The organism is Wujia chipingensis (assembly GCF_014337155.1).
In the GTDB taxonomy this organism is placed as follows: Bacteria; Bacillota; Clostridia; order Lachnospirales; family Lachnospiraceae; genus Coprococcus_C; species Coprococcus_C hominis.
This window is the reverse complement of record NZ_CP060632.1, coordinates 2316888-2340986: the sequence shown is the minus strand read 5'-3', so window position 1 is coordinate 2340986 and position 24099 is coordinate 2316888. Positions and strand designations below refer to the sequence as shown.

Genomic DNA, 24099 nt, shown 5'->3' with positions numbered 1-24099 from the left:
AGTATGAAGTTTTTACATTTGGCAGATTTACATCTGGGAAAAACATTGGGGGATTTTGATCTGAAGGATGACCAGCGGTACATCCTGCAGCAGATTTTGGAAATTGCAGAGACAAAGCAGGTCGATGCGGTTCTGATTGCCGGAGATGTGTTTGACAAGACGGTACCAAGTGAAGGGGCGGTGCAGATCTTGGACGAATTTATCTGTGAGTTGGTTGAACGGCATTTGCAGGTCTATATGATCAGCGGAAACCATGATTCGGACGAGCGGCTGAATTTTGGAAGCAGCTTGTTTGAGGCAAATGATGTGCATATCGCTGCCAAATATCAGGGGAAATTATTTCATCATGTGATAGAGGATGCTTATGGAGCCGTACATATCTATCAGCTCCCGTTCGTGAAAGCATCGCAGGTGAAGCGTGCGTTCCCGGAGGCAAAGATCGAGACGTATGAGGATGCGGTGCGGGAGGTACTGGCACACGCAGAGATCAATCAGAAGCAGAGAAATATTTTAGTGGCGCATCAGTTTGTATCAGGAAAGGGCAAAGATCCAACACTGGGCGGTTCTGAGGGTGCATTGACGCAGCATGTTGGAACGGTAGAGAAAATCGGGTATGACTGTTTCGATGCATTTCGTTATGTGGCACTTGGACATATCCATTCCTCGCAGAGTGTCGGCAGAGAGGAAGTGCGGTATGCTGGTTCCCCGCTCAAATATTCTCTGTCAGAGGCTGGCCCGGTGAAGCAGATTCCGGGCGGCGTGCGCGAGCGGGATGGAGCAAAGCAGGTGCCAATCGTGACAGTGGATGGAGAAGGACAGGTGACGATCGAGCTGGAGAAGCTCGTTCCGCTGCGGGATCTCATTCATATCCGGGGAACATTTACAGAGATTGTAAAGGAAGAAAATCAAATCGAACATACAGAAGATTTTGTTTATGTAACGCTGACGGATGAGGACATTGTCCCGGATGCAATGCGGATCATGCGACAATATTATCCGAACACGATAAAGCTGGATTATGATAATTCCCATACGCGAGAACTTTCCCATGTGGATGTGGTACAGGCAACACAGAGCCGGTCATATGAGGAACTGATTGGTGATTTTTATAAGCAGATGTATGGTGCCCAGATCAGCGAAGAGGAAATGGATATGATGAAGGACGTTGCGAAGGAGGTGGGAATCTATGAAGCCGACTAAATTGGTAATGCAGGCGTTTGGGACGTATGCAGAGCAGACGGAGATTGATTTTACCCAATTTGAGGAGAAAGGTCTGTTCCTGATTTGTGGAGATACAGGTGCAGGAAAAACAACGATCTTTGATGCGATCAGCTATGCGCTTTATGGGGAAGCGAGCGGAAGCTACCGCGATACGAAGAATCTGAAAAGCGAGTACGTGGATAAGAAAGTGGAAAGCTTTGTCGATTTTTATTTTACGCATCAGGGCAAGGACTATCATGTGTGCAGAAAACCGAGCTTTAAGTATACCAACCGAAATGGCAAGCCGGATGAGCAGGCAGAAAAGGTGACTTTCTATCAGCCGGATGGAACAACGCTCGAAGGTGCGAAAAACGTTGATGGAACGAAAGAGAAGCCAGGCGCGATACCTCAGCTTCTGAATATGGATGCCGGACAGTTTATGCAGGTTGCGATGATCGCGCAGGGAGAATTCTGGAAGCTGTTAAATGCAAAGACAAACGAACGTACAGAGATTCTTCGAACAATCTTCCAGACCGATGCCTATAAGAAACTGGAACTGAAACTGAAAAATCGTATGGATGTAAGTTTTGCCGCGCGTAAGGAAAGGGAGCAGAGTATCTCCCAGTCGTTCCGTGAGGTAAAGGTAGAGCCAGCGGAGATTTCAGAAGGAATATCTGGAATTTTGGCAGAGGACTTGGCGGAGGATTCGGAAGAACAACCGCGGTCGGTGGTACAGCGTATCTGTGACTTGCAGGAGAAGCTGCAGGACAGCAAAGCGGTGTGGAATATCGAGGAAATGCTTACGTTGCTGCAAGCTGTGATCGGGGAAGATACAGAAAAAGCAAAGCAAAAAGAAACTGTGCTTGCACAGGCGGAGGAAGAATTACAGAAGTTACAGGGCACACTCGTATCGGCAAAGGATAACAATGCAATTTTAGAGCGGTATGCACGGACGAAGGAAGAGCGGGAAGTATTAGAATCACAAAAGGGATTATTTGAAGAACGAAGGATACAGCTTGATCGCACGAAGCAGGCAACCTATAAAGTAAAGCCGGAGTACGATGCATGGAGTGCCAAGGAACATGAATGGGAGCGGACAAAGCAGCTGATCACAGATGGCGCGCAGACGCTTGCGGATTGTCAGACACGTGCTGGGATGGCAGATGCAAAAGTGAAAGAGACGGAGGCTTTACGACCAGAAGCGGAGCAATGCCAGAAGATCGTGGATAAGGTGCGCGAGGAAGAACCACGTTACAAAGAGCGGGAAATGCTACAACACGAACTTGGACAAATCCAGTTGCAGCTTGCCGCACAGGAACAGCAGGAAGTCGAACTTGGAACAGCGGAACAGACGTTACAGAAGCGGATTGGAGAGCTGCAGGAGCAGCAGGCAATGTGGAAGGAAGAGCCACAGCAGCTTGCGCAGGCACAGGCGGCGCATGATAAACTGTTGGACAGCCAGAAAAAGACAGAATCCATTGCGAAGAATCTGATTCCTGCATGGAGACGGAAGCAGCAGGAGTTAGAGGAAGCACAGAGTGAATATCGGAAAAAGCAGGATGCGTATGAGTCTGCGAAGGAAGCATTTACCCATGCAGACAGACTTTATCGGGCGAATCTGGTAGGAATTCTGGCAAGTGATCTGGCAGAGGGCGAACCGTGTCCGGTGTGTGGAGCTACGCATCATGAGAAGCTCGCGACACTGGTTGAGGCATCTGTGACGGAGGAACAATGCAAAGAATTAAAGGCAGCGGAAGAGAAAAAACTGGATGCTTTTAATCAGGCAACTGCCAGCGCTTCGTCTTTGCGAGCAGATGTACAGGTAAAGGGGCAGCAGATAAAAGAGGAGATACGGGGATACATGACACCTGAGTTTATCGGTGGTGTTGAGGCATTAGAGGAATTGATTGTAAGCTTCGAGAGACAGCGGGAAAAGCTGGTGGATACTGTTGCGCAAAGCAGAGAGCAAATGGATACATTACAGCAAAACTGTGAGAAGCTGCGCGAGGTGGAAGCTATGCTTGCACGTGCACAAGGGACAGAGATGGCGCGGCTTGCAGAGCAGCGAAAGTCGCTTGTAGAGGAGCGACAATCGCTCATTGCGAAGCAGGCTGCTTCACAGGCGACCTTAGCAGCATTACAGACATTATCGTATCCAGATTGGGAAGCCGCCATGCAGGCGGGGAATCATGCACTGGCACGTGTGACGGAGATTCAGACAGCACTTGATACAGCAGCGAAAGAAAAGAAATCCGCAGATGAGGCGGTAGCACGTGTACAGGCGTCCATAGCAACGCAGAAGCAGGCACTCGAACAGCAAAAGTCCGATGCGCAGATGTTAAAACAGCGATTAAATGAGAAGCTGACGGCATGCCAGTTTGCATCGGTAGAGGAAATGCAGGCGCAGGTGGCAACAGATGCAGAGATACATGCGGAGGAAGCGAAACTGGCAGATTATGACAAAAAGGTAACGGAGGTTGCCGCCAGACTGTCACAGTTAGAACAGGAGCAGGATGCCAGACATCGGACGCTGGTTGATTTCGAACAGTTACAGCAGGAGCATACAAGCAAACGTGTACAGGTGGAAACACTTCGAACGGCTTTGCAGGCGATTACATTCCGTATCCAGAATAACTGCGAGAAACAACAGAATATCCGTGCACAGCAGGTGGCATACGAGAAAGCAAAGAAGGAAAATGATACGAGCTATCGGTTGTACACGCTTGTATCCGGGCAGACAAGAAACGGAAAGATTACGTTTGAGCAGTATATTCAGGCAGCAGGCTTTGACAGCATTCTTCAGGCTGCAAACCGGCATCTGCTTCCGATGAGTGACAACCAGTTTCAGTTGTACCGGCAGACGAATGCAGTTGGAAAACAGACCAATACATTTCTGGATCTGGAGGTGCTGGATATCAGCACAGGAAAACGCCGCCCGGTTGGAAATCTGTCAGGCGGCGAAAGTTTTAAAGCATCGTTATCTCTGGCGCTTGGCTTGTCGGATACAATTGCGGAAAATCGAGGCGGTATCCAGATGGATGCACTGTTTGTCGATGAGGGCTTTGGTACGTTGGATTCGAAGTCGTTGGAGGAGACAAAGGATGCGTTACTCAGCATGTCAGGAGAAAATAAGCTGGTCGGCATCATCAGCCACCGGGATGAACTGATGGATATTCCACAGAAGCTGCGCGTCACAAAAGGCAGAGGCGGCAGCCGGATTCAGATGGAACTGTGAAACTCGATCGTGTAAGTGTGCACGGTTTCGGCGTTTGCGATAAGCTTCTGCTCGCCCGGCTTCTCACTCAGATCTCCGGTGAAATCCATGTTATCGGTACGCCCAATCCAAGGCTCTAAGCAGACATACGGGCCATCCGGTTTTGACCAGATTCCGACGTATGGGAAGTCTGTGCAGGTAAGTGTGACAAATGGCTTCTTGTCCGCATCGACGAGTCCGACACTTGGAAGCTGTCCGTCCTCGAAGACCAGCGCGTCCTTGTCAAACAACGTATCTGTAACAGGAACGTAGGCGTTACCGGCGTCGTTGAATGGATAACTCTTGCTCGTATCGGCAAGTCCGGAACCGGCTGCATCGAGCAGGAGATAGTGTCGTGGATTTGCATCCGGCAGGGCGATGGAATATTCGCTCCGCGCATGTCCCGGTGCAATCTGGAATCCCGGATGTCCGCCGATGGAATATAACATTTCATCGGAACCAAGATTTTTCACTGCCCATGTGACGTGCAGGAGACGAGGATTTTCTGCATCGAAGCGGTGTGTGATTAGCAGTTCGAATTCAAATGGATAGATCTCCAGTGTCTCATCGGAATACACAAGCTTGTGCGTGATAGAATCAGTGGTTTCCTCGATGCAGGTAAATTCCGCATCGCGCGCAAATCCATGCTGTGTCTTCATGGCGTATGTATTTCCGTTGTAACGATAGGCACCGCCCTTCACCTTTCCGACAAATGGAAACAGCACCGGAGCATGACGGTTCCAGACTGCTGGATCGGCGCACCAGATCCGCTCGAAATCCTGTGCCTTATCGTAGACGCTTGTAAGCTCGGCACCGTGGTCGGATACCGTGACTTTTAAATAATCATTTTCGATCGTATGTAACATGTGTGATACCTCCTAAAACAAATTCTCTTTCGTTAACATTTCGTCGACAATACTCAATATCGAATTAAGCTCATAGCGGAACCGCAATCTGGTTTCATCCAGACGGGATTTGCTCCAAAGTGTCTTTGTGAGTTCGAAAGAATTTTTCCCGTTATTTAGTGCCAGCGTGACTCTGCTGTTCTCAAATTCAATCTTCGTGTAGCCGTCGACCTTCTCATCTGCAGCAACAATATGTTCCATGAATTGTGGCGTGAGAATATAGAAGGCAAGCTCGTCATCGGAAGTGATTACCTTGAACTGCTGGTTGAATGGATCGCTCTCCATCTCAACTTTGTTCTGGCTCATGCCGAGAAATTCTGCCGCACCGCTGACGATACCGGAGAGAAAACCATTTTCTTTGCGTGGTAGCGGGTTCTTTTCCGTCCGTTTTTATCCCGGTAGGTATCCTTATACTGCAGATGCAGATCGCAGAAGGTAAACGGAACCCCGCGATAAGTACCGGATACATAATCCGAGCCGGAGATACGATCGTAGTTTGGAAGAATGTTGCAGTTTTTCACGAAGTCCGGGTTGATATACTCATTTGGTGCGTATTTTTCAACCTGTACCTTCTCTGCAAGCACGCCTTTGACAAGGTATTCACCGGTCAGAGATTTGATTTTCCGTTCCAATGCATTTACAGACTTTCCGAGTACGACCAGAAATCTGTGATATAATCTGTGAATCGGATAGTTTTGAATCCATAATGTACACCCCCCACTTATTTTGTAATATTTTGCATTATTATACATGGAAAAAACGATGAATGCAATGGAACTGACCGGTCGGATGCTGTATTATTTTTTGTTCTGCCTGTAATAATGTTTGCGTTGATGGTTATTCAGTTGTATTATGTAATTTGGATTGTAAAATATGTAGAAATATAAGAGATGTTTGAGATGGAGATGATGATAGATGACAATGGATGAATTACAGCCGGGGCAGAGTGCTTATATCACGGCGGTCGGCGGAGAAGGTGCCTTGCGGCATCATCTTCTGGATATGGGACTGACGCCGGGAACGGAAGTCACTCTGCAGAAGATTGCACCGATGGGTGACCCGGTACAGATGAAGGTGCGCGGATATGAGCTTACGCTGCGCTTGAGTGAGGCACAGAAAATAGATGTGGATCATGTGCATGAAAAGGAAGCGGAGGCGCCAAAACAGAATGTGCGTTATGAGTCGATTGAACACCCGGGAGTTGGTGAGTTAGGACAGGCGGATCCCACTCATGTACATGACGAGAAGACGGCTGTTCCGAAGGGCGGTAAGCTGACATTTGCGCTTGCCGGCAATCAGAACTGTGGCAAGACGACACTGTTTAACCAGCTGACCGGCGCCAATCAGCATGTCGGGAATTTCCCCGGTGTGACGGTTGACCGGAAGGATGGTACGATCCGGAATCATCCGGAGGCAACAGTGACAGATCTGCCTGGTATATATTCGCTTTCCCCGTATTCAAGCGAGGAGATTGTGACGCGGGAATTCCTGATTGAAGGTAAGCCAAGCGGCATTATCAATATTGTGGATGCGTCGAACTTAGAACGGAATCTGTGTCTGACGATGCAGCTGATGGAGCTTGGAATCCCGATGGTGCTTGCACTGAATATGATGGATGAGGTACGGGCGAACGGTGGTACGATCCGTGTCAATGAGCTCGAGCAGATACTTGGAATTCCGGTGGTGCCAATCTCGGCTGCGAAGAATGAAGGTATCGACGAACTGGTAAGCCATGCCATGCATGTGGCAAGATACCATGAACCGCCGGGAAGAATTGATTTCTGCCCGGACAGTAAGGATGACAAAGATCCGGTTGGAGCGGTGCATCGCTGTATCCATGCGGTTGCGCATATGATTGAAAATGATGCGAAGGAAGCCGATCTTCCTGTGCGGTTTGCTGCAACAAAGCTGATTGAGAAGGATACACCGATCGAGGATGCACTGCAGCTTGCAGAAGATAAGAAGGAAGCATTTGAGCAGATCGTGTCGGTCATGGAGAAGGAAACCGGGCTTGACCGGGAAGCGGCAATCGCCGATATGCGGTTTCAGTTTATCGGGAGATTGTGCGAGAAGACGGTTGTGCGTCCGCATGAGAGTAAAGAACACCGGAGAAGCGTAAAGATAGATAAGCTTCTGACAGGAAAATACACAGCGATTCCGTGCTTCATCGGGATTATGGCGATTGTTTTTGCCATGACCTTCAGCCTGCTTGGTGCGTGGTTGTCCGATGTGATGGCGCTTGGCGTTGATGCGGTCATTGGATGGATCGACAAGGGACTTATCGTTGCGCAGATTAATCCGGTGGTACGTTCTCTTGTGGTGGATGGTATCTGTCAGGGTGTCGGAAGTGTCATCAGTTTTCTGCCAACGATTGTGATCCTGTTTTTCTTCCTGTCGATTCTGGAAGATACCGGATATATGGCGCGGGTTGCATTTGTCATGGATAAACCGCTTCGTAAGATCGGATTATCGGGCAGAAGCTTCGTGCCGATGCTGATTGGATTTGGATGTTCCGTGCCTGCGATCATGGCGACACGGACACTCTCGAGTGAACGTGACCGGAAGATGACGATCCTGCTGACGCCATTTATGAGCTGTAGTGCGAAGCTGCCAATCTATACACTTATGATCAGTGCATTTGTGCAACGGCAGTATCGTGTGTTTGCGATGGTCGGACTTTATCTGATCGGAATCGTGTGTGCAGTGATCTACGCACTGATTCTGAAGATGACGAAATTCAAGGGTGAGCCGGTTCCTTTCGTGATGGAATTGCCGAACTACCGGCTGCCGTCTGCCAAAAGCGTGCTGCACCTGATCTGGGAGAAGGCAAAGGGATTTATCCAGAAAGCATTTACGATTATCTTCCTTGCCTCGATCATTATCTGGTTCCTGCAGACCTTCGATCTGCGGTTCAACGTAGCTGCGTCGGCAGACCAGAGTATGCTTGCCTTAATCGGAAGCCTGATTGCTCCAATCTTCAAGCCCCTTGGATTCGGTGACTGGAGAGTATCAACGGCGCTGATTACAGGATTTACCGCAAAAGAGAGCGTGGTATCAACGCTTACGGTTCTGCTCGGTGGTGATGTGACGAGCGTGGCAACGTTATTTACTCCGTTTACGGCAATGGTATTCCTGATCTTTACGCTGCTTTATACACCATGTGTGGCTGCGATTGCTACTGTGAAGCGGGAAATGGGCGGCACAAAAGCGGCAGTGATCACGGTTATTGCGCAGTGTCTCATCGCATGGGTTGTTGCATTTCTGGTGCACGCAGTTGGATTAGCATTCGGCGTGGTATAAATGGTTGCTTCATAAATCAAAGCATAAATGAAGTTTTGATTGCGAAAAAAATTCAAAAAAGTACTTGACATTCGTTTTTAATAGGACTAGTATGTCGGTAAACAAAGAGCAAATGCTGAGAACAGAACAAGGTTTTCGAAAGGAAATACTTCAGAGAGCTGTCGGCTGGTGTGAGACAGTGTAGGATTTCGGGAATTATCCTCTGCGAGCAGTGCACTGAATTCCTAGAAGGACATTAGGTGTCACCGGTTTTCTACCGTTACATAGAAGCTTATTTCACAGATGACATGTTGAGATGATGCAAAAGATGCAAATATATCGATATGCGGTCTGTAAGATAAGAATGAGTGGTCGCATATGCGGCAAATAAAGTGGTAACGCGGAAGTTTAAACCTTCGTCTTTATATAAGACGGAGGTTTTTTATGTGTTTACTCTTTGTAACAAAAATATTCAGAAGGGAGCCGCCGCGTGGCGGGTGAGGAAGTATGAATGGTTTAGTAATTGTTTTAATCGGAATTGTAGTGTTGTTCGCGGGCTATCTTTTCTATGGCAGATGGCTTGCAAAGAAATGGGGACTTGATCCGAAAGCTGAAACTCCGGCAGTGAAGTACGAGGATGGAGAAGACTATGTTCCATCATCCAAATTCACGGTATTTTCACATCAGTTTTCATCCATTGCAGGTGCAGGCCCTGTAACCGGACCAATCCTTGCATCTGTATTCGGCTGGGTGCCGGTATTGCTCTGGCTGTTGATCGGTGGATTGTTCTTTGGAGCCGTACAGGATTTCGGTGCTTTGTATGCATCTGTGAAGAACGAAGGAAAATCGATGGGTATGATCATCGAGAAGTATATCGGTAAGGCAGGAAGAAAGCTTTTTATGCTGTTTTGCTGGTTGTTCACATTGCTTGTTATCGCAGCATTTACGGATATGGTAGCCGGAACCTTTGTTGGTAAGGGTGTTGCAGATATGGCGAAGGAGACAAGCTACGCAAATGCATCCGCCGCTTCTATCTCTATGTTGTTTATCGTAGCAGCAATTGTATTTGGTGTAATTCAGAAACATGTAAAGAATATGAATGAGGGCGTCAGAGCTGTCATTGCAATCGCACTTTTGGTAGGTATGTTTGCGCTTGGTATGCATTTTCCATGGTATGCTACAAAGAGTGCATGGATCTACATTGTTATGGCATATCTGTTCCTTGCATCGGTTATGCCAATGTGGTTACTGATGCAGCCACGTGATTACATGACGACATTCATGCTGCTTGGCATGATCATCGGTGCGGTTGTCGGTGTTGTCGTAGCACATCCAACGATGCAGCTCAATGCATATAACGGATTTAATGTCGGTGGAAATTATCTGTTCCCAACATTGTTTGTCACGATTGCCTGTGGTGCCGTTTCCGGATTCCACAGTCTGGTATCTTCCGGTACATCATCAAAGACGATCCGGAACGAGAAGGATATGCCGATGGTTGGTTATGGTGCCATGATTGTAGAGTCCTTGCTTGGTATCATCGCGTTGGTTGTTGTTGGTGCTGTTGCAGTCAATGGTACGAAGCCGGAGGGAACACCATTTGCAATCTTCTCCAGTGGTGTTGCAGGATTCCTGGAGAAGCTTGGTCTGCCGGTTCAGCTCGCAACTGTATTTATGACAATGTGTGTATCTGCACTTGCACTGACATCGCTTGATTCCGTTGCGCGTATCGGTCGTATGTCTTTCCAGGAGCTGTTCCTCGGCGATACAACCGATACATCCAAGATGCCTGTATGGCAGAAAATTTTGACTAACAAATATTTCGCAACTGTGGTAACATTATTCTTTGGATATTTACTGACACTTGGTGGATATACTAATGTATGGCCTTTGTTTGGTTCTGCAAACCAGTTGCTTGCAGCGCTTGTATTGATTGCGCTTGCAGTATTCTTGAAGACAACCGGAAGAACCGGCTGGACACTGTACGCACCAATGTTCATCATGCTTGCCGTAACATTTACTGCATTGGTACAGAAGACAATCGCACTTGTAAAGAACATCGCCGGCGGAAATGCAACAATGCTCGTCGATGGACTGCAGTTTATCGTCGCAATCCTGCTGATGGTACTTGGTGTGCTGGTTGCATTTAGTTGTCTGAAGAAGCTGTTCACGAAGAAAGCAGAGGCTGAAAATTAGGAGAATTACGAAATAATATAACAAAAATCGTACGTATATTACATATCAGATTTGTATAATATAGGATGTATTGAAACTAAGAAGTACTAAAGATGTTCTGATATAAGTTTTGATAACGGACGCAACCGCCGCCGATTCGCCGTCCATGGCTCAGCGGCGGCTTGTTTGAACATCGTGTTCAAACATTGCTGGATATTTACAGAACATCAAGTACTTCTATGTTCCAAACATATCTATATTCCACAAATCTGATATGTTTATATACGTACGATATTTACAAATAGGTTTCGTAATAACAAATTTTTGACTTTGGAAGGAGATACAGGATGTGTACAGCAGCGACGTATAAGACGAAGGATTTTTATTTTGGACGGACGCTTGATTATGAGTTTTCGTATGGCGATGAGGTGACGGTGACACCGCGGAATTTCTGTTTCCGGTTCCGGCACATGAGTGAAGTGAAGACACATTATGCTATGATCGGTATGGCGTATGTGGCAGACGATTATCCGCTCTACTATGATGCAGTAAATGAGAAGGGACTTGGTATGGCGGGCTTGAATTTCGTTGGGAATGCGAAGTATCAGGACGTGCAGGCAGGGCGTGAGAATGTGGCACAGTTTGAGTTTATCCCATGGATTTTAAGTCAGTGTGCAACGGTGCTCGAAGCACGCAAAGTGTTGGAGAAGATGAATCTCGTTGGAACGCCGTATAGTGAGAAGCTGCCATGTGCATCGCTGCATTGGATGATTGCAGATAAGGATGCCGCAATTGTGGTAGAATGTGTGGAAGATGGCTTGCATGTCTATGACAATCCGGTTGGAGTGCTGACCAACAATCCGCCATTTCCGGTGCAGATGTTCATGCTGAACAATTACATGCATGTATCACCAAGCCAGCCGGAAAATCACTTTGCGAAGGAGCTGCCGCTTGCGACATATAGTCGAGGCATGGGTGGACTTGGACTTCCGGGCGATCTTTCGTCGGCGTCGCGGTTTGCGAAGGTCGCATTTACGAAGATGCATGCAATCTCCGGAGAGTCAGAGGCGGAGAGCGTGAGCCAGTTCTTCCATATCTTAGGTTCGGTAGAGCAGCAGCGTGGCTGTTGTGAGGTGGAACCTGGGAAGTATGAGATTACGATTTATACGTCCTGTGTCAATGCGGACAAGGGAATCTATTATTATACAACTTATGAGAATCATCAGATTCAGGCGGTGGATATGCACCGGGAGAATCTGGATGGAGATACACTTCGACGGTATCCGCTGATCAACGAAGAGCAGATTCGTGTGGTGAATTAAGAAGTGTGGATAAAATAATGAAATAGTTTGCTTTTTGCAGCAGCTAGGGATTTAGGCAGTCGATGAAAGTCGGCTGCTTTTTTATGTTAGTTTGAGTGGTAAATTGGGGGAAAAGTTGAGAAATCGGAAAAATCCCCCAACCGGAAGCTATTGGGAAGCAAGCGTGTTGGGGGAAAAGTTGGAAAATTGGGAAAATTCCCCAACCGGAAGCAGCTGAGAAGCAAGCGTGTTGGGGGAAAAGTTGAGAAATCGGGAAAATCCCCCAACCGGAAGCTAAAGGGAAACAAGTGGGTTGGGGGAAAAGTTGAGAAATCGGGAAAATCCCCCAACCGGAAGCTGTTGGGAAGCAAGTGGGTTGGGGGAAAAGTTGGAAAATCGGGGAAATCCCCCAAATTAAAAAATAAGGGTTGACAGTTGGCGCAATATACGTTAACATAACGGTGTTATGTAAGGAGCCTCCTACAGGCGAAGCCTGTATTAAGATGGAGGCGACGACCTGCCGCATCACGAAGTGATGGGGCGATACCCGAGGAGCCTCCTACAGGCGAAGCCTGTATCAGGATGGAGCGAAAAGGAGCAAGAAAAGTGGAAAAGGAAACAAGGGAGTTGCTGTTGGCGAGTGCCAAGCAGGAATTCTTGGAAAAAGGATATCAGGGAGCCTCGCTTCGATCAATCTGTAAGAATGCCGGGGTGACAACCGGTGCATTATATTTCTTCTTTCAGGATAAGGAAGATTTGTTTGCGGCAATAGTGGAGCCGGTTTTGGAAAAGCTAAAGCACATGCTGCAACAGCATATGCGTCAGGAACTCATGGAACTGCAACAGTTTCCGGATGCAAGGGAAGATAACATGCAGGATGATATGTTTGCAAGTACGCAGATTATCCATCTTCTATATGCGAACTATGATATGTTTACCTTGATTTTGACGAAGAGCCAGGGGTCTCGGTTTGAAAATTGCATCGATGAATTCGTGGCAATTATGGAGAATGGATATCAGGTCTTTGCAGCAGAACAGGCGAAAGTGTTGGGCGTGGAATCACCGGATGAATATACGTTGCATTGGGTGGCACATGTACAGATCAATGCATTTTCTCACTTACTGCTGCATGAGAAGGATGAGCAGAAGGCGTTGAAGCATATGGAACAGGTTATGAACTATCTGCTGGGTGGATGGAACGCCATGTTTCAAAAGCAATAAAGAAAATCAGCTATGTATGCATTAATATGTTGCATAGCTTTTTATAAGACGACGACATAACGATGTTATGTCGTTAGCAATCTTAGGTAAAAAATCTTTCAGCTTAATGCAATCAAAACATAACACTGTTATGCGACAAAGAAGATACAAATAAAATAAAAAGAAAACACAAGGAGGATCAATAGGATGTATGTAGAGGTATCAGATGTAAAGAAAAGCTACGGTGAGGGTGGCAGTTATATGCAGGTATTGAAAGGCGTGTCGGTTGGTGTCGAGAAGGGAAAGATGTGCGTGATTCAGGGAACGAGTGGTTCCGGTAAATCCACATTGTTAAACTGTATCGGTGGACTGGATGTGGTAGATTCCGGTTCGATTCAGGTCGACGGACAGGAGATGGTAGGACTTAAAATGGATGCGCTCTCTGATTATCGTAGAGATTATCTTGGATTTATCTTTCAGTTTTACAATCTGGTTCCGAACCTTACCGTGCGCGAGAATATTCAGGTATGCGAATATCTGACTGATCAGCCGTTAGATATGGATGAGCTTCTGGATGTGCTTGGACTCACCGAGCATCAGAACAAATTCCCATCGCAGTTGTCCGGTGGACAGCAGCAGCGTTGCGCGATTGCCCGTGCACTCATCAAGAATCCGAAGCTTCTGCTCTGCGATGAGCCAACTGGAGCACTGGATTCAAGAACTTCCCGGGATATCCTCATTTTGTTAGAGAAGATCAATGCGCAGTATGGCACAACGATGATCATCGTCACACATAACAACGCAATCAAGGATATGGTTGATCAGGTAATCGTCCTGAAGGACGGACAGATCAAGAAAAATTATAACAATGAAACGAAGGTGCCGGCAGCAGAATTGGAGGATTTGTAAGATGCAGAAAGTATTACGCAAAAGAATTTTCAGAGATTTCAAAGAGAACCTGCCGCGTTATCTGGCACTCGCATTTTTGTTGATTCTCAGCATGTACATGGTTGTGAGTGTTGTTGGAGCAGCAGAGACGGTTATGCGTGGCACAACAACCGAGGCGGAGAAGCAGAACGTCGAAGATGGTCAGTTTTCCCTCTTTGTTCCGATGAAGGAGAGCGAGTGGGACGCACTGACGGATAAGGGAATTACATTGGAGAAAATGTTTTTCTTAGATTATGCTGTCGATGGGGATAAGACAATTCGAGTATTCCGCAATCGTACCGAAATCAATACGATTGCGATTTGCGCGGGTAAGCTCGCACAGGCAGACGATGAGCTTGTTCTTGAGCGGCAATATGCGGAGAAAAATGATATACACGTGGGAGATACAATTGTTCTTGGTGACCGCACATATAAAGTAAGCGGTATCGGCACGGTGCCGGATTACGACAGCCCATTGAAATCACTCAGTGACACAAGCTGTGACAGCCTGAATTTCGGCTTGGCATTTGTGACAGATGAGGCGTACACGACACTACAAAAGGAAGGCAAGAGCGCGAAGTCTGAGGAATATTATTATGCATATAAGTTAAATGATGCGATGACCGATGATGAATTAAAGGCAGAGTTAAAGAAGCTTTCCTTCTCATCCGACGATGTGGATGATGTGTATTTTCAGGAGTATTGGGACCGGACGCTCGGCAGGGAAGAGGAATTTCGCGATGGAATTAATGAGCTTGCTGACGGTGCAAAGGAGCTTGCTGAAGGACTTTCTGAGCTGACAGACAATAACCCCGCTCTTCAGAACGCAGCCGACGGTGCATCTGATGTACAGGATGGCGTGCAGGAATTGAAGGATGAGACAGAGGATATGCTTGATGAGATCTTCACTGCCGATGCCGATAACCTGCTTTCCTTTGTAACTGCAGAGGACAATGTGCGTATCCATGCAGCGGGCGATGATGTGGAGATGAACAAGACAATTGGAATGATCGCGGGCGTTCTGCTCCTTGTGTTGATCGCTTATGTACTTTCTGTATTCGTGGTACATTCTATCGATCAGGAGAGTGCCGTGATCGGAGCCCTCTATGCACTCGGTGTAAAGCGAAAGGATCTGATGAAGCATTATATCCTGCTTCCGACTTTGATTTCCCTGATCGGAGGTGCGATTGGAACAGCACTTGCTTACACAAGGATTGGCGTGTGGTATCAGATGCAGGATGCATATAATTATTATTCTCTGCCGGATATAGCGGTGCAGGTACTGCCATATACAATCATATATGGTGTTGTGATTCCGCCAATCATATGTCTGATCGTGACGAGCCTGGTTATCCGTAAGCGCCTGTCCCGTCCGGTGCTTATCCTTCTGAAAAATGAGCAGAAGGCCGCAAAGGGCAAGGATGTGAAGCTCGGCAACATGAAGTTCATGAAGTTGTTCCGTATCCGTCAGATCCTGCGTGAGAGACGGACGGCACTTACCGTTGTATTTGGTATGTTTGTAAGTATCCTGCTTTTGGTAATGTCCATGGAGATTTATACATATTGTCATGCTGTACAGGACGATTATGTCGCAGATACGAAATTTGAATATATGTATACCTATAAATATCCAGCCGAACAAGTGCCGGATGGCGGCTATGAAGCTTATGCCAAGACGTTGAAGAAGGAAATCTATGGATATAACTTCGATGTAACAGTGCTTGGCATCAAGGAGAACAATCCGTTCTTTGATGTGATACTATCTGATTCTGCAGATAAGGTAACAATCAGCTCATCCATTTCTTACAAATATGGATTGAAAAAGGGGGATGTGATCACCCTGAAGGATGAGGAAAACGGAAAGATCTACGCATTTGAGATTGAGGCAGTGACACAGTATGCCCCAAGCTTCATGGTGTTCCTTCCATATGATAAGGCACTTGATCTGTTCGGCGAGCAGGAGGATTATTACAATGTCGTATTTGCAGATCATGATCTGGGTGTCGAGGGTGGACGTCTGTATTCGACGCTGACACGTGACGACGTGAAGAAAGCAGCCGGAATCTTCTCCGACCAGATGCGGTCGATGATCATTACGATCGGTGCTGTATCTGCCTTGATCTTTGCCATTGTCCTGTACCTGATGATGAAGGTTATGATCGATCGTTCTTCGTTCAGCATTGCGCTGATCAAGATCTTCGGTTACCGGAACAAGGAAGTGAAAAAGATGTATCTGGATGGAAACTTCTATATCGTTTTGATCGGTGCGCTTGTTTCGATTCCGCTTGCGAAGGTACTGCTTGATGCGACGTACGAGCCGCAGTTCGTGCCGAACATTGCGTGTGGTGTCGACAAGTCCTTTCCGGCATGGCTGTATCTGGCGATGTTCGCAGGTGTACTTGTATTGTATTTCATTATCAATCATTTACTTGTGCGGAAAATCAAGCAGATGCTACCGGCCGAAGTGCTGAAGAATCGCGAGTAAAATGAGAAAAAAACGCATGTATCCTCATTGAGAAGCATGCGTTTTTTTGGTACAATATACATATCTGAATTATGATACGAAAGGGGATTATGACATGGGATTTTTAGAAGGTAAAGTAGCAATTATCACAGGTGGCGGACGCGCGGTTTTGAGCGACGGAAGCTGCGGTTCGATTGGATATGGAATCGCAACTGCCTATGCGAAGGAAGGGGCAAACCTTGTCCTGACCGGACGGAACGTGCAGAAACTTGACGATGCAAAAGAAGAAATCGAACGCAAATATGGCGTGAAGGTGCTTCCGGTACAGGCAGATGTAAGCGCCGGCTCTGACAACGAGGCAGTCGTGGCAAATGTTGTAAAGCAGACGATCGATACATTTGGAAGAATTGATGTACTGATCAACAACGCGCAGGCTTCTGCTTCCGGTGTGACGATCGCCGATCATACAACCGCACAGTTTGACCTTGCGATTTATTCCGGATTGTATGCAGCATTTTATTATATGAAAGCATGCTATCCATATCTGAAGGAGACGAAGGGCTCCGTGATCAATTTTGCATCGGGCGCAGGCTTGTTCGGAAACTTCGGACAGTGCGCTTACGCTGCAGCGAAGGAAGGCATCCGTGGACTGACGAGAGTCGCAGCAACCGAGTGGGCTGCCGATGGCATCAATGCGAATGTGGTATGTCCGCTTGCATGGACTGCACAGCTTGAGAATTTCGAGAAAGCATATCCGGATGCATTTAAGGCAAATGTCCACACACCGCCGATGGGACATTTTGGGGATGTAGAAAAGGAAATCGGACGTGTCTGTGTACAGCTTGCGTCACCGGATTTCAAGTATATGAGCGGTGAGACACTGACATTAGAGGGAGCGCTTGGTCAGAGACCATAAACGGTTAAAAAAAGTAAAATAGAAATTAACAGTTGCCACATAATTCGCTATGATTTGCCATTGAAGAAACGAGTTCCAACGAGGAGTTAAGTATGAGACGATGTGCAGATCACAAGCGAATTATTGTGGCAATTTTAATTGCAGCCTTAAGTATTCTGTGCGCAGTATCTTAGATCTTTTCCAGGGTATCGGTACAATGTTTGCGCAGTCACCACAGATTGCGATTGCGAGAGTCGTGTTGATCTTTTTAGGATTCTTATTGGTGTATTTAGGCGTGAAGGGAACGTTGGAGCCGCTCATCATGGTGCCGATGGGACTTGGTATGTCTGCGGTCAATGCGGGCGTTTTGTTCCTCGGTGAAAATCAGATCGGAAACCTGATCATTGATCCGCTACTTTCGACGACCGATGAGCTGATGACATACATGCAGATCAATTTCCTGCAGCCGATTTATAACCTGACGTTCAGTAACGGATTGATCGCGTGTCTCGTATTTATGGGAATCGGTATCCTGTGTGATATCGGTTATGTGCTTGAACACCCATTTATCAGTATGACGATCGCGCTTTTTGCGGAGCTTGGTACGGTTGCAACCTATCCGATCGCGCGTGCGATGGGGCTTGACGCCGGTTCTTCGGCAGCCGTTTCCATCATTGGCGGCTATGTTGTATATTTCTTTAAGAAAGGAAAGTTCAATCCGACGGTTGGCATCGCAGGTGTGTCGTGTGTGCCGTCTACGGCGAAGGTTGCACAGAAGGCTGCTGCAAAGGCAAATCCGGCAGCATTTATTCTGGATTATGCTCTCGGCGCGAATATCTGCGGCGTTATCACAACGGCAATCCTGACCGGTATCTATATTACGTTACTTAGTTAAATCAAAATCCCCTTCTGTACCGGAAGCAAGCGAAATATGCTCTGGTGTGGAGGGGATTATTTGGTTGAGATTGAGTTTTGTTTGACATAAAATATGATACATAATAGAATTGGTTTAAGAGATAAAAAGAGGTTAACAAATCGGTATTTTTAGAACTAAGGAGGAATTTATGAAAAAGATACTAGTAACAGGGGGAACAACTTTTGTAAGTAAGTATGCAGCTGAATATTTTGTGAATATGGGCTATGAAGTATATGTACTTAACAGAAATACTAAGTCACAAGTTCGGGGAGTAAAACTCATTGAAGGCGATAGACATAATTTGAATGGTATATTGAAAAACCTCTCTTTTGATGTTGTGGCTGATATAACAGCTTATAACGAAAAAGACATTATTGATTTTGTTAAGGAATTAGGTTCTTATGGACAGTACATTATGATTAGTTCAAGTGCTGTGTATCCAGAGTATGGAGTTCAACCATTTCTTGAAGAATCAGAAAAAGCCGCAAATATCTTTTGGGGTACATATGGAACTGATAAAATAGCAGCTGAAAAGGCATTACTTGAAAGAGTGAAAGATGCGTATATATTAAGACCGCCATACCTATATGGGCCTATGAATAACGTTTATAGAGAGGCGTTTGTATTTGATTGTGCGTTAGCAGATAGAAAATTCTATTTACCAAAGGATGGAGATATGAAATTACAATTTTTCCATGTGAAAGATTTGTGCAGGTTGATGGAAGTGATTATAAAGGAAAAACCAGAGGAGCATATTTTAAATGTTGGTAATGCTGAAGCAGTATCTATAAAAGAGTGGGTTACAAAATGTTACGAGAGTTTAGGAAAAAAGCCGACTTTTGTAAATGTCTATGAGGAAATTGAACAGAGAAATTATTTTAGTTTTTACAACTATGAGTACTATTTGGATGTGTCTCGTCAAGGCGAGATATTCTCGGAAACTACAACTTTAGAAGATGGATTGAAGGATGCAGCTGAATGGTATCTTGAACATAACACTGAAGTTAATAAGAAACCATATTTTGAGTTTATTGATGAAAACTTAGTGGAAAGTTAAATTCCAGTTTATAGAGTTAAAAAATATAAGTTAAGGAGGCATGTATTATGAAAAAAGTAATCTATCTGCTTGTATTATGTATGGTGCTGGGAATGGCTGGATGTGGAACGAATCAAGAAAATAAAGAACCTGTGTCTGGAAATGTGTCCGTAGAAACAGAAAATAAAGAAAATGATGATGTAGTACAAAATGAGCAAATAGCAGATACTGGCTCATATCCTCCATGTGTTATGGTTGATGGTGTTATATATAAAGACACAGGATATGTAGCGTCAATGCCTGGTTGTGGAACAATGGATGGAGAAATTGTGTCAACAGTGGCAGGGACAGAGTTACCATCTGAAAATAATCAATCAAATTTCGGAAGCGGATATCATTATCAAAGGAGTTCTGAAGGTCAGCTCATAGTAGTCATTGATGACGAACGAATCATATTTAGAGATATTGAAAAAGATGATACGTCTATTCCAATAGAGGTTATCAATTTTAATGCAAAAGTAAAAGAAATTATCGATGATGGAGAACTTCTTGTAACGCATGTGAGTACAGCTGAAGGCTTTTGTCAGATGAATGATGGAGAGTATTATGTATCGGCAGAAAATTTAGCGGAAGATGTTCAGGTGGGAGATATCGTTACAATATGGTTTAATGGAATGATTAAAGAAACATACCCTGCTCAATTGGGGGTAGTTTATAGAATCATTAAAACACAATAATTAGTCAACTTCAAGTTTGTTGAACTGAATCCGAAAAGCATTAGGGCGCAGAGGAGATAGAATCCTTTGCGTAAAAGACTAACGAACATATTTAATGAAACATCGGAACCATCTTCTTTTTGTTGTCTACCTATAATAACGATTGGAGTAATCGATTATAGACACCCCTGCAATCAAAAAAATCTGAAAATATATTTATCAACATTACATAAAAGTGTGTAGATGCACATAAAATGGGAATGCATATTGAAATTCACGTCGCTCTGTGATAGCATTACTAAAAAGTGTGCAGATGCACGGAAAGGGGGAGCGTAACGATGGAGATTAAAAGAGACGCTTACCTACAGCAGCTGACCCTGCGAAAAGATAATGGAATGATAAAGGTGATTACCGGCATTCGTAGATGTGGCAAATCCTTTTTGCTGTTTACCATCTTTAAGAGATACTTACTGGAGAACGGCGTTGATGTTGATCATATTATTGAGATTGCATTGGACGGTATTGAAAATGAGGAACTAAGAGATCCTAAGGTGTGTTTCAAGTACATCAAAGATGCCATGAAAGACGATGGCAAATACTATCTGCTTCTTGATGAAGTGCAGTTTATGTCACAATTTGAGGAAGTGCTGAACAGCCTGCTCCGCATGAGCAATATTGATGTGTATGTCACCGGAAGTAATTCCAAGTTCCTGTCCAGCGACATTGTGACCGAATTCCGTGGCAGAGGTGATGAGATTAGAATCTACCCTCTCTCCTTTGCAGAGTTTTATTCTGTCTATGACGGCGATTATGATGATGCATGGGATGACTACATGATCTACGGAGGATTGCCGCAGATCGTAAGTTTCCAGAGCGAACGACAGAAAGCGGACTATCTGAAGAACATCTTTGCAAATGTCTATCTGAAGGATGTTATTGAAAGAAATAAGATTCAGAACGTGGATGAGATTGGGATTCTGGTTGATGTGCTTGCATCTGCAATCGGCGCACCGACCAACCCTTCAAAGATTGCCAATACCTTTGCTAGTGAGCGTCAGATGACTTATGCTAATAAAACCATCTCCAAGCATATCGACTATTTGACAGATGCCTTTTTGATTTCCAAGGCAAGCCGATACGATATTAAGGGCAGAAAGTATATCGGTGCAAATCTGAAATACTACTTTACGGATCTGGGACTGAGAAATGCACGTCTGAATTTCAGACAGCAGGAGCCTACTCATATCATGGAGAACATTGTTTATAACGAGCTGTTGATCCGTGGCTACAATGTTGATGTGGGTGTCGTGGATATCTTCGATAAGGATAAAGAGGGCAAACGTGTTCGCAAGCAGTTGGAGGTTGACTTTGTGGTGAATCAAGGAAACCAGAGATACTATATCCAGGTTGCATATGACATGACTTCGGAAGAAAAACAGACGCAGGAGTTCAATTCTCTGCGTAATATCCCGGACTCTTTCAAGAAGATCGTCATTGTAAATGGCAGCAAAAAGCCTTGGAGAAATGATGAAGGTTTTGTCATCATGGGAATGAAGTATTTCTTGCTGAATGCGAATAGTCTGGAATTTTAAGTCGATTTGAGTTGTTGCTGTGTTGTTGTTCTATTTCAAAAAAGAGTGAACACGCTGGGAGAATGTCGTGATGTGACAGACCAATATCAAACCGGACGAAGTGCATATTTGCGACTGGGACAATTATTTATGAGATTATTTGCTGGATTGCTATAAGAATCTGATGAAACGACCTTTCAAAAAACAGTTGATTTAGAAGTTAACTGTTTTTGAACCTCTTCTCAGACACAAGAACAGCAGATTGCGGGTCTCGAAGCAACCCAAAGAGAAGTCGATGAGTTTATTAACTTGACGGTAGATCGTGATAATTCGGCATCATCCGAAATCTCACGTGCTAAGAAGGACTTTTACAAACAATACTCTTATCTTAAGCCTGACTGCGAAAAGACCGACTGGGAAAAATTTTGCGAAGGTTTGAAAAAGGTCGGTCAGTGGTGTAAAGATCACTGGAAAGAGATCGTTCTGGTAATTGAAATCGTAGTGGCTGTTGTCTGCATTTGTGTTCCTGGCTTACAGGGTATAGGCACTGGCATTCTTATCGGAGCTTTAAAAGGTGCTTTGACCGGTGGCTTGATTGGCGGAATTACCAGTATGCTAACAGGAGGCTCATTCCTAGAAGGATTTGCCCAAGGTGCATTAGATGGTGCCATAATGGGTGGTGCCTTGGGCGGCGTAGGCGGAATCGCCGGCAAATTCATAACCTGCGGTTCTAAATTAGGAAACGCAATCCAGACAACCTCTAAAATCAGCGGGGCCATTTCTAATAGTATGGATGGTTTTGACATGGTATCATTAGGATTGGGGATGATTGATCCTAATAACCCAATCACGGAACTTAACAACAAAATGCATCAGAGCGATGTATACAACAAGTTCCAGATGGGGGTAAGCTTGGTATCTTCGTTCTCAGGTGCTGCTTCTCAGAATATGGCGTGCTTTGTTGCTGGTACATTGGTACTTACAACTGCTGGTCTGCTCGCTATTGAAAAGATAAATCCTGGTGAAGGCGAAGGTCCAGATGATCCTGGGCACGGTCCAAATCGCGGATTTGGCAATAGTGCTTTTCCAGATACTTGGTCCGATGATAATGCTATTAAGGCTGTCGAAGATGTTGCGAATAGTCCAAAATCAATTTGGCAACAAGCTACAGGTCCAGGAAGTGGTCGAAATGCACCGAAAACTATTGGTGGTCCAGATCCAAACGCTCCTCTTACCACAAGAAATGGTAGACCAGTTAGATTTACTGTTGAAGGACAAAACCATAGTTTAGATATTAGAGTGATTGTTGAACCAGGCGGTGAAGGGATAGTAACTGGCTTTCCTATTAATCGCTAATTATGAGAGGAGATTAAAATGGTAAAAGACGCATATGATATGTTCTTCAAAAATATCTCTATGCAATTTCATGACGACTCTCTTGTGAATGCTCTTGTGGAAGATGCTGAAGAACTGGCGAAATATGGAGAAAAACGGGTGGCTCTTGAAAATTTTTTGGAGAACGTTTTAGCTAATGAGGTTACGATTTCAAAAGAAGCTGTCACTTTAGCAGAAAAAGCATTCAGTGATGCTCCAAATGATTATGATATAGAGCTAATAAACGAACTGAAAAAAACCGATGTTACGTAAGGGGATGATTTGGATGCCAATGGACAAAAAAGATCAACTTGTAGAATTAATTTCAAATGCGGAAACTTCCTTTTATAATGGGCAATTACAAGAGGCGTTCAGTCTTTCTTTATCAGCTATAAAACTCGATGAGAACTGTAACATATCAAAGCTCCCGGCAGAGCTCCAATCATGTCAAGGTATATAGCGGAAATGCTGTCAGAAATTACAAATCACGTTATGGGAAAGGCAGTCGGTCAACTTATACGGTGCTGCAAATTAAGCCGGATTCACCGGTCAATGGTGCCAATGTGTTCTGGTATGAGGGAAATTGCAGCATTCTGGGCAATAAGAATGTTTATATAGGATATAGTGATAATTCCATGTCGGTCTTATCACAGTTTGAACTGGTGATTACGCTCATAAGCGGTGCATTTTTATTATTCCATGCAGTTTCAGCACGGTTGCTCAGTAAGAAAAATCCATATGGCGGGAAGCTTTTCTGGTTCTTTAAATTTTGACCGGTCCTGTAGTTTATCTTTTGTTTGGATATATTATTATGTTCGCATGGTTAGCCATAATGATAACCGCAATGATTCTGCTTCGAAAAAATAAGGCAAATTTTCTATCTTTTA

19 protein-coding genes and 1 other annotated feature are annotated in these 24099 nt (G+C 45.1%); of the genes, 16 read left to right on the top strand and 3 right to left on the bottom strand.

Annotated elements, in window-relative coordinates:
• Positions 1–3: 3 nt before the first annotated feature.
• Both H9Q76_RS10865 and H9Q76_RS10860 read left to right on the top strand, forming a co-directional pair.
• The gene (locus H9Q76_RS10865; RefSeq protein ID WP_182439296.1) at positions 4–1200 is read left to right on the top strand and encodes an exonuclease SbcCD subunit D; all 1197 of its coding nucleotides are present in this window, start codon (positions 4–6) and stop codon (positions 1198–1200) included.
• Complete coding sequence (locus H9Q76_RS10860; protein ID WP_118671647.1) at positions 1187–4435, top strand: AAA family ATPase; 3249 nt, start codon at positions 1187–1189, stop codon at positions 4433–4435. Before H9Q76_RS10865 ends, H9Q76_RS10860 begins: the two co-directional genes overlap by 14 nt.
• On the opposite strand, the gene H9Q76_RS10855 is transcribed toward H9Q76_RS10860, so the two are convergent.
• From H9Q76_RS10855 to H9Q76_RS10845, 3 genes are read right to left on the bottom strand one after another with little or no spacing between them, the layout of a single operon-like run.
• Complete coding sequence (locus H9Q76_RS10855) at positions 4420–5319, bottom strand: aldose 1-epimerase family protein (RefSeq protein ID WP_118671648.1); 900 nt, start codon at positions 5317–5319, stop codon at positions 4420–4422. The genes H9Q76_RS10860 and H9Q76_RS10855 overlap by 16 nt on opposite strands.
• 12 nt (positions 5320–5331) lie before the next feature.
• Positions 5332–5664, bottom strand: a complete 333-nt coding sequence (locus tag H9Q76_RS10850) for a DUF3137 domain-containing protein (RefSeq protein WP_117781465.1) — start codon at positions 5662–5664, stop codon at positions 5332–5334.
• Positions 5661–5990 carry a hypothetical protein gene (locus H9Q76_RS10845; RefSeq protein ID WP_118374559.1) on the bottom strand — a complete coding sequence of 110 codons (330 nt, stop codon included), beginning with the start codon at positions 5988–5990 and terminating at the stop codon, positions 5661–5663. The genes H9Q76_RS10850 and H9Q76_RS10845 overlap by 4 nt, the downstream gene beginning before the upstream one ends.
• A 283-nt stretch (positions 5991–6273) precedes the next feature.
• On the opposite strand from H9Q76_RS10845, the gene feoB reads away from it, so the two are divergent.
• The 14 genes from feoB to H9Q76_RS10775 all read left to right on the top strand — a co-directional run bounded on the left by feoB (position 6274) and on the right by H9Q76_RS10775 (position 23985).
• Positions 6274–8658 carry a ferrous iron transport protein B gene (feoB, locus tag H9Q76_RS10840; protein WP_249321091.1) on the top strand — a complete coding sequence of 795 codons (2385 nt, stop codon included), beginning with the start codon at positions 6274–6276 and terminating at the stop codon, positions 8656–8658.
• Between the two features lie 108 nt (positions 8659–8766).
• Positions 8767–9064, top strand: a binding site (T-box leader).
• Between the two features lie 80 nt (positions 9065–9144).
• Positions 9145–10833, top strand: coding sequence for a carbon starvation CstA family protein (locus H9Q76_RS10835; protein WP_021985038.1), 1689 nt, complete (start codon positions 9145–9147; stop codon positions 10831–10833).
• 326 nt (positions 10834–11159) lie between these two features.
• Positions 11160–12134: a choloylglycine hydrolase gene (bsh, locus tag H9Q76_RS10830; protein WP_021985039.1), complete on the top strand. Its 975-nt coding sequence runs from the start codon at positions 11160–11162 to the stop codon at positions 12132–12134.
• 585 nt (positions 12135–12719) lie between these two features.
• Complete coding sequence (locus H9Q76_RS10825; RefSeq protein ID WP_249321089.1) at positions 12720–13334, top strand: TetR/AcrR family transcriptional regulator; 615 nt, start codon at positions 12720–12722, stop codon at positions 13332–13334.
• 186 nt (positions 13335–13520) lie between these two features.
• Positions 13521–14222, top strand: a complete 702-nt coding sequence (locus H9Q76_RS10820) for an ABC transporter ATP-binding protein (RefSeq protein ID WP_118734447.1) — start codon at positions 13521–13523, stop codon at positions 14220–14222.
• 1 nt (position 14223) lies between these two features.
• Positions 14224–16725 (top strand): ABC transporter permease, encoded by a 2502-nt coding sequence (locus tag H9Q76_RS10815; RefSeq protein WP_249321087.1) that lies wholly within the window; start codon positions 14224–14226, stop codon positions 16723–16725.
• A 94-nt stretch (positions 16726–16819) separates the two neighbouring features.
• Positions 16820–17620: an SDR family NAD(P)-dependent oxidoreductase gene (locus H9Q76_RS10810; RefSeq protein WP_021985044.1), complete on the top strand. Its 801-nt coding sequence runs from the start codon at positions 16820–16822 to the stop codon at positions 17618–17620.
• A 100-nt stretch (positions 17621–17720) separates the two neighbouring features.
• Positions 17721–18494, top strand: a complete 774-nt coding sequence (locus H9Q76_RS10805) for a sodium ion-translocating decarboxylase subunit beta (protein WP_021985045.1) — start codon at positions 17721–17723, stop codon at positions 18492–18494.
• A 169-nt stretch (positions 18495–18663) separates the two neighbouring features.
• A complete protein-coding gene (locus H9Q76_RS10800; protein WP_021985046.1) occupies positions 18664–19572 on the top strand; it encodes an NAD-dependent epimerase/dehydratase family protein in 909 nt (302 codons plus the stop codon).
• Positions 19573–19619: 47 nt separating this feature from the next.
• The gene (locus H9Q76_RS10795) at positions 19620–20288 is read left to right on the top strand and encodes a hypothetical protein (RefSeq protein WP_117781657.1); all 669 of its coding nucleotides are present in this window, start codon (positions 19620–19622) and stop codon (positions 20286–20288) included.
• A 317-nt stretch (positions 20289–20605) separates the two neighbouring features.
• Positions 20606–21859 (top strand): ATP-binding protein, encoded by a 1254-nt coding sequence (locus tag H9Q76_RS10790; RefSeq protein ID WP_008400146.1) that lies wholly within the window; start codon positions 20606–20608, stop codon positions 21857–21859.
• A 288-nt stretch (positions 21860–22147) separates the two neighbouring features.
• On the top strand, positions 22148–23194 hold the full coding sequence (locus tag H9Q76_RS10785; RefSeq protein ID WP_118671979.1) for an EndoU domain-containing protein: 1047 nt from the start codon (positions 22148–22150) through the stop codon (positions 23192–23194).
• A gap of 18 nt (positions 23195–23212) precedes the next feature.
• Positions 23213–23485, top strand: coding sequence for a hypothetical protein (locus H9Q76_RS10780; protein ID WP_117781655.1), 273 nt, complete (start codon positions 23213–23215; stop codon positions 23483–23485).
• 128 nt (positions 23486–23613) lie between these two features.
• Complete coding sequence (locus H9Q76_RS10775; protein WP_249321085.1) at positions 23614–23985, top strand: hypothetical protein; 372 nt, start codon at positions 23614–23616, stop codon at positions 23983–23985.
• Positions 23986–24099: the final 114 nt, after the last annotated feature.

Coding starts and splice junctions, on each gene's coding strand:
- H9Q76_RS10865 (WP_182439296.1), top strand. CDS start 4: ATGAAGTTTTTACATTTGGCAGATTTACATCTGGGAAAAACATTGGGG.
- H9Q76_RS10860 (WP_118671647.1), top strand. CDS start 1,187: ATGAAGCCGACTAAATTGGTAATGCAGGCGTTTGGGACGTATGCAGAG.
- H9Q76_RS10855 (WP_118671648.1), bottom strand. CDS start 5,319: ATGTTACATACGATCGAAAATGATTATTTAAAAGTCACGGTATCCGAC.
- H9Q76_RS10850 (WP_117781465.1), bottom strand. CDS start 5,664: ATGAGCCAGAACAAAGTTGAGATGGAGAGCGATCCATTCAACCAGCAG.
- feoB (WP_249321091.1), top strand. CDS start 6,274: ATGACAATGGATGAATTACAGCCGGGGCAGAGTGCTTATATCACGGCG.
- H9Q76_RS10835 (WP_021985038.1), top strand. CDS start 9,145: ATGAATGGTTTAGTAATTGTTTTAATCGGAATTGTAGTGTTGTTCGCG.
- bsh (WP_021985039.1), top strand. CDS start 11,160: ATGTGTACAGCAGCGACGTATAAGACGAAGGATTTTTATTTTGGACGG.
- H9Q76_RS10820 (WP_118734447.1), top strand. CDS start 13,521: ATGTATGTAGAGGTATCAGATGTAAAGAAAAGCTACGGTGAGGGTGGC.
- H9Q76_RS10815 (WP_249321087.1), top strand. CDS start 14,224: ATGCAGAAAGTATTACGCAAAAGAATTTTCAGAGATTTCAAAGAGAAC.
- H9Q76_RS10810 (WP_021985044.1), top strand. CDS start 16,820: ATGGGATTTTTAGAAGGTAAAGTAGCAATTATCACAGGTGGCGGACGC.
- H9Q76_RS10805 (WP_021985045.1), top strand. CDS start 17,721: ATGTGCAGATCACAAGCGAATTATTGTGGCAATTTTAATTGCAGCCTT.
- H9Q76_RS10800 (WP_021985046.1), top strand. CDS start 18,664: ATGAAAAAGATACTAGTAACAGGGGGAACAACTTTTGTAAGTAAGTAT.
- H9Q76_RS10795 (WP_117781657.1), top strand. CDS start 19,620: ATGAAAAAAGTAATCTATCTGCTTGTATTATGTATGGTGCTGGGAATG.
- H9Q76_RS10790 (WP_008400146.1), top strand. CDS start 20,606: ATGGAGATTAAAAGAGACGCTTACCTACAGCAGCTGACCCTGCGAAAA.
- H9Q76_RS10780 (WP_117781655.1), top strand. CDS start 23,213: ATGGTAAAAGACGCATATGATATGTTCTTCAAAAATATCTCTATGCAA.
- H9Q76_RS10775 (WP_249321085.1), top strand. CDS start 23,614: ATGAGAACTGTAACATATCAAAGCTCCCGGCAGAGCTCCAATCATGTC.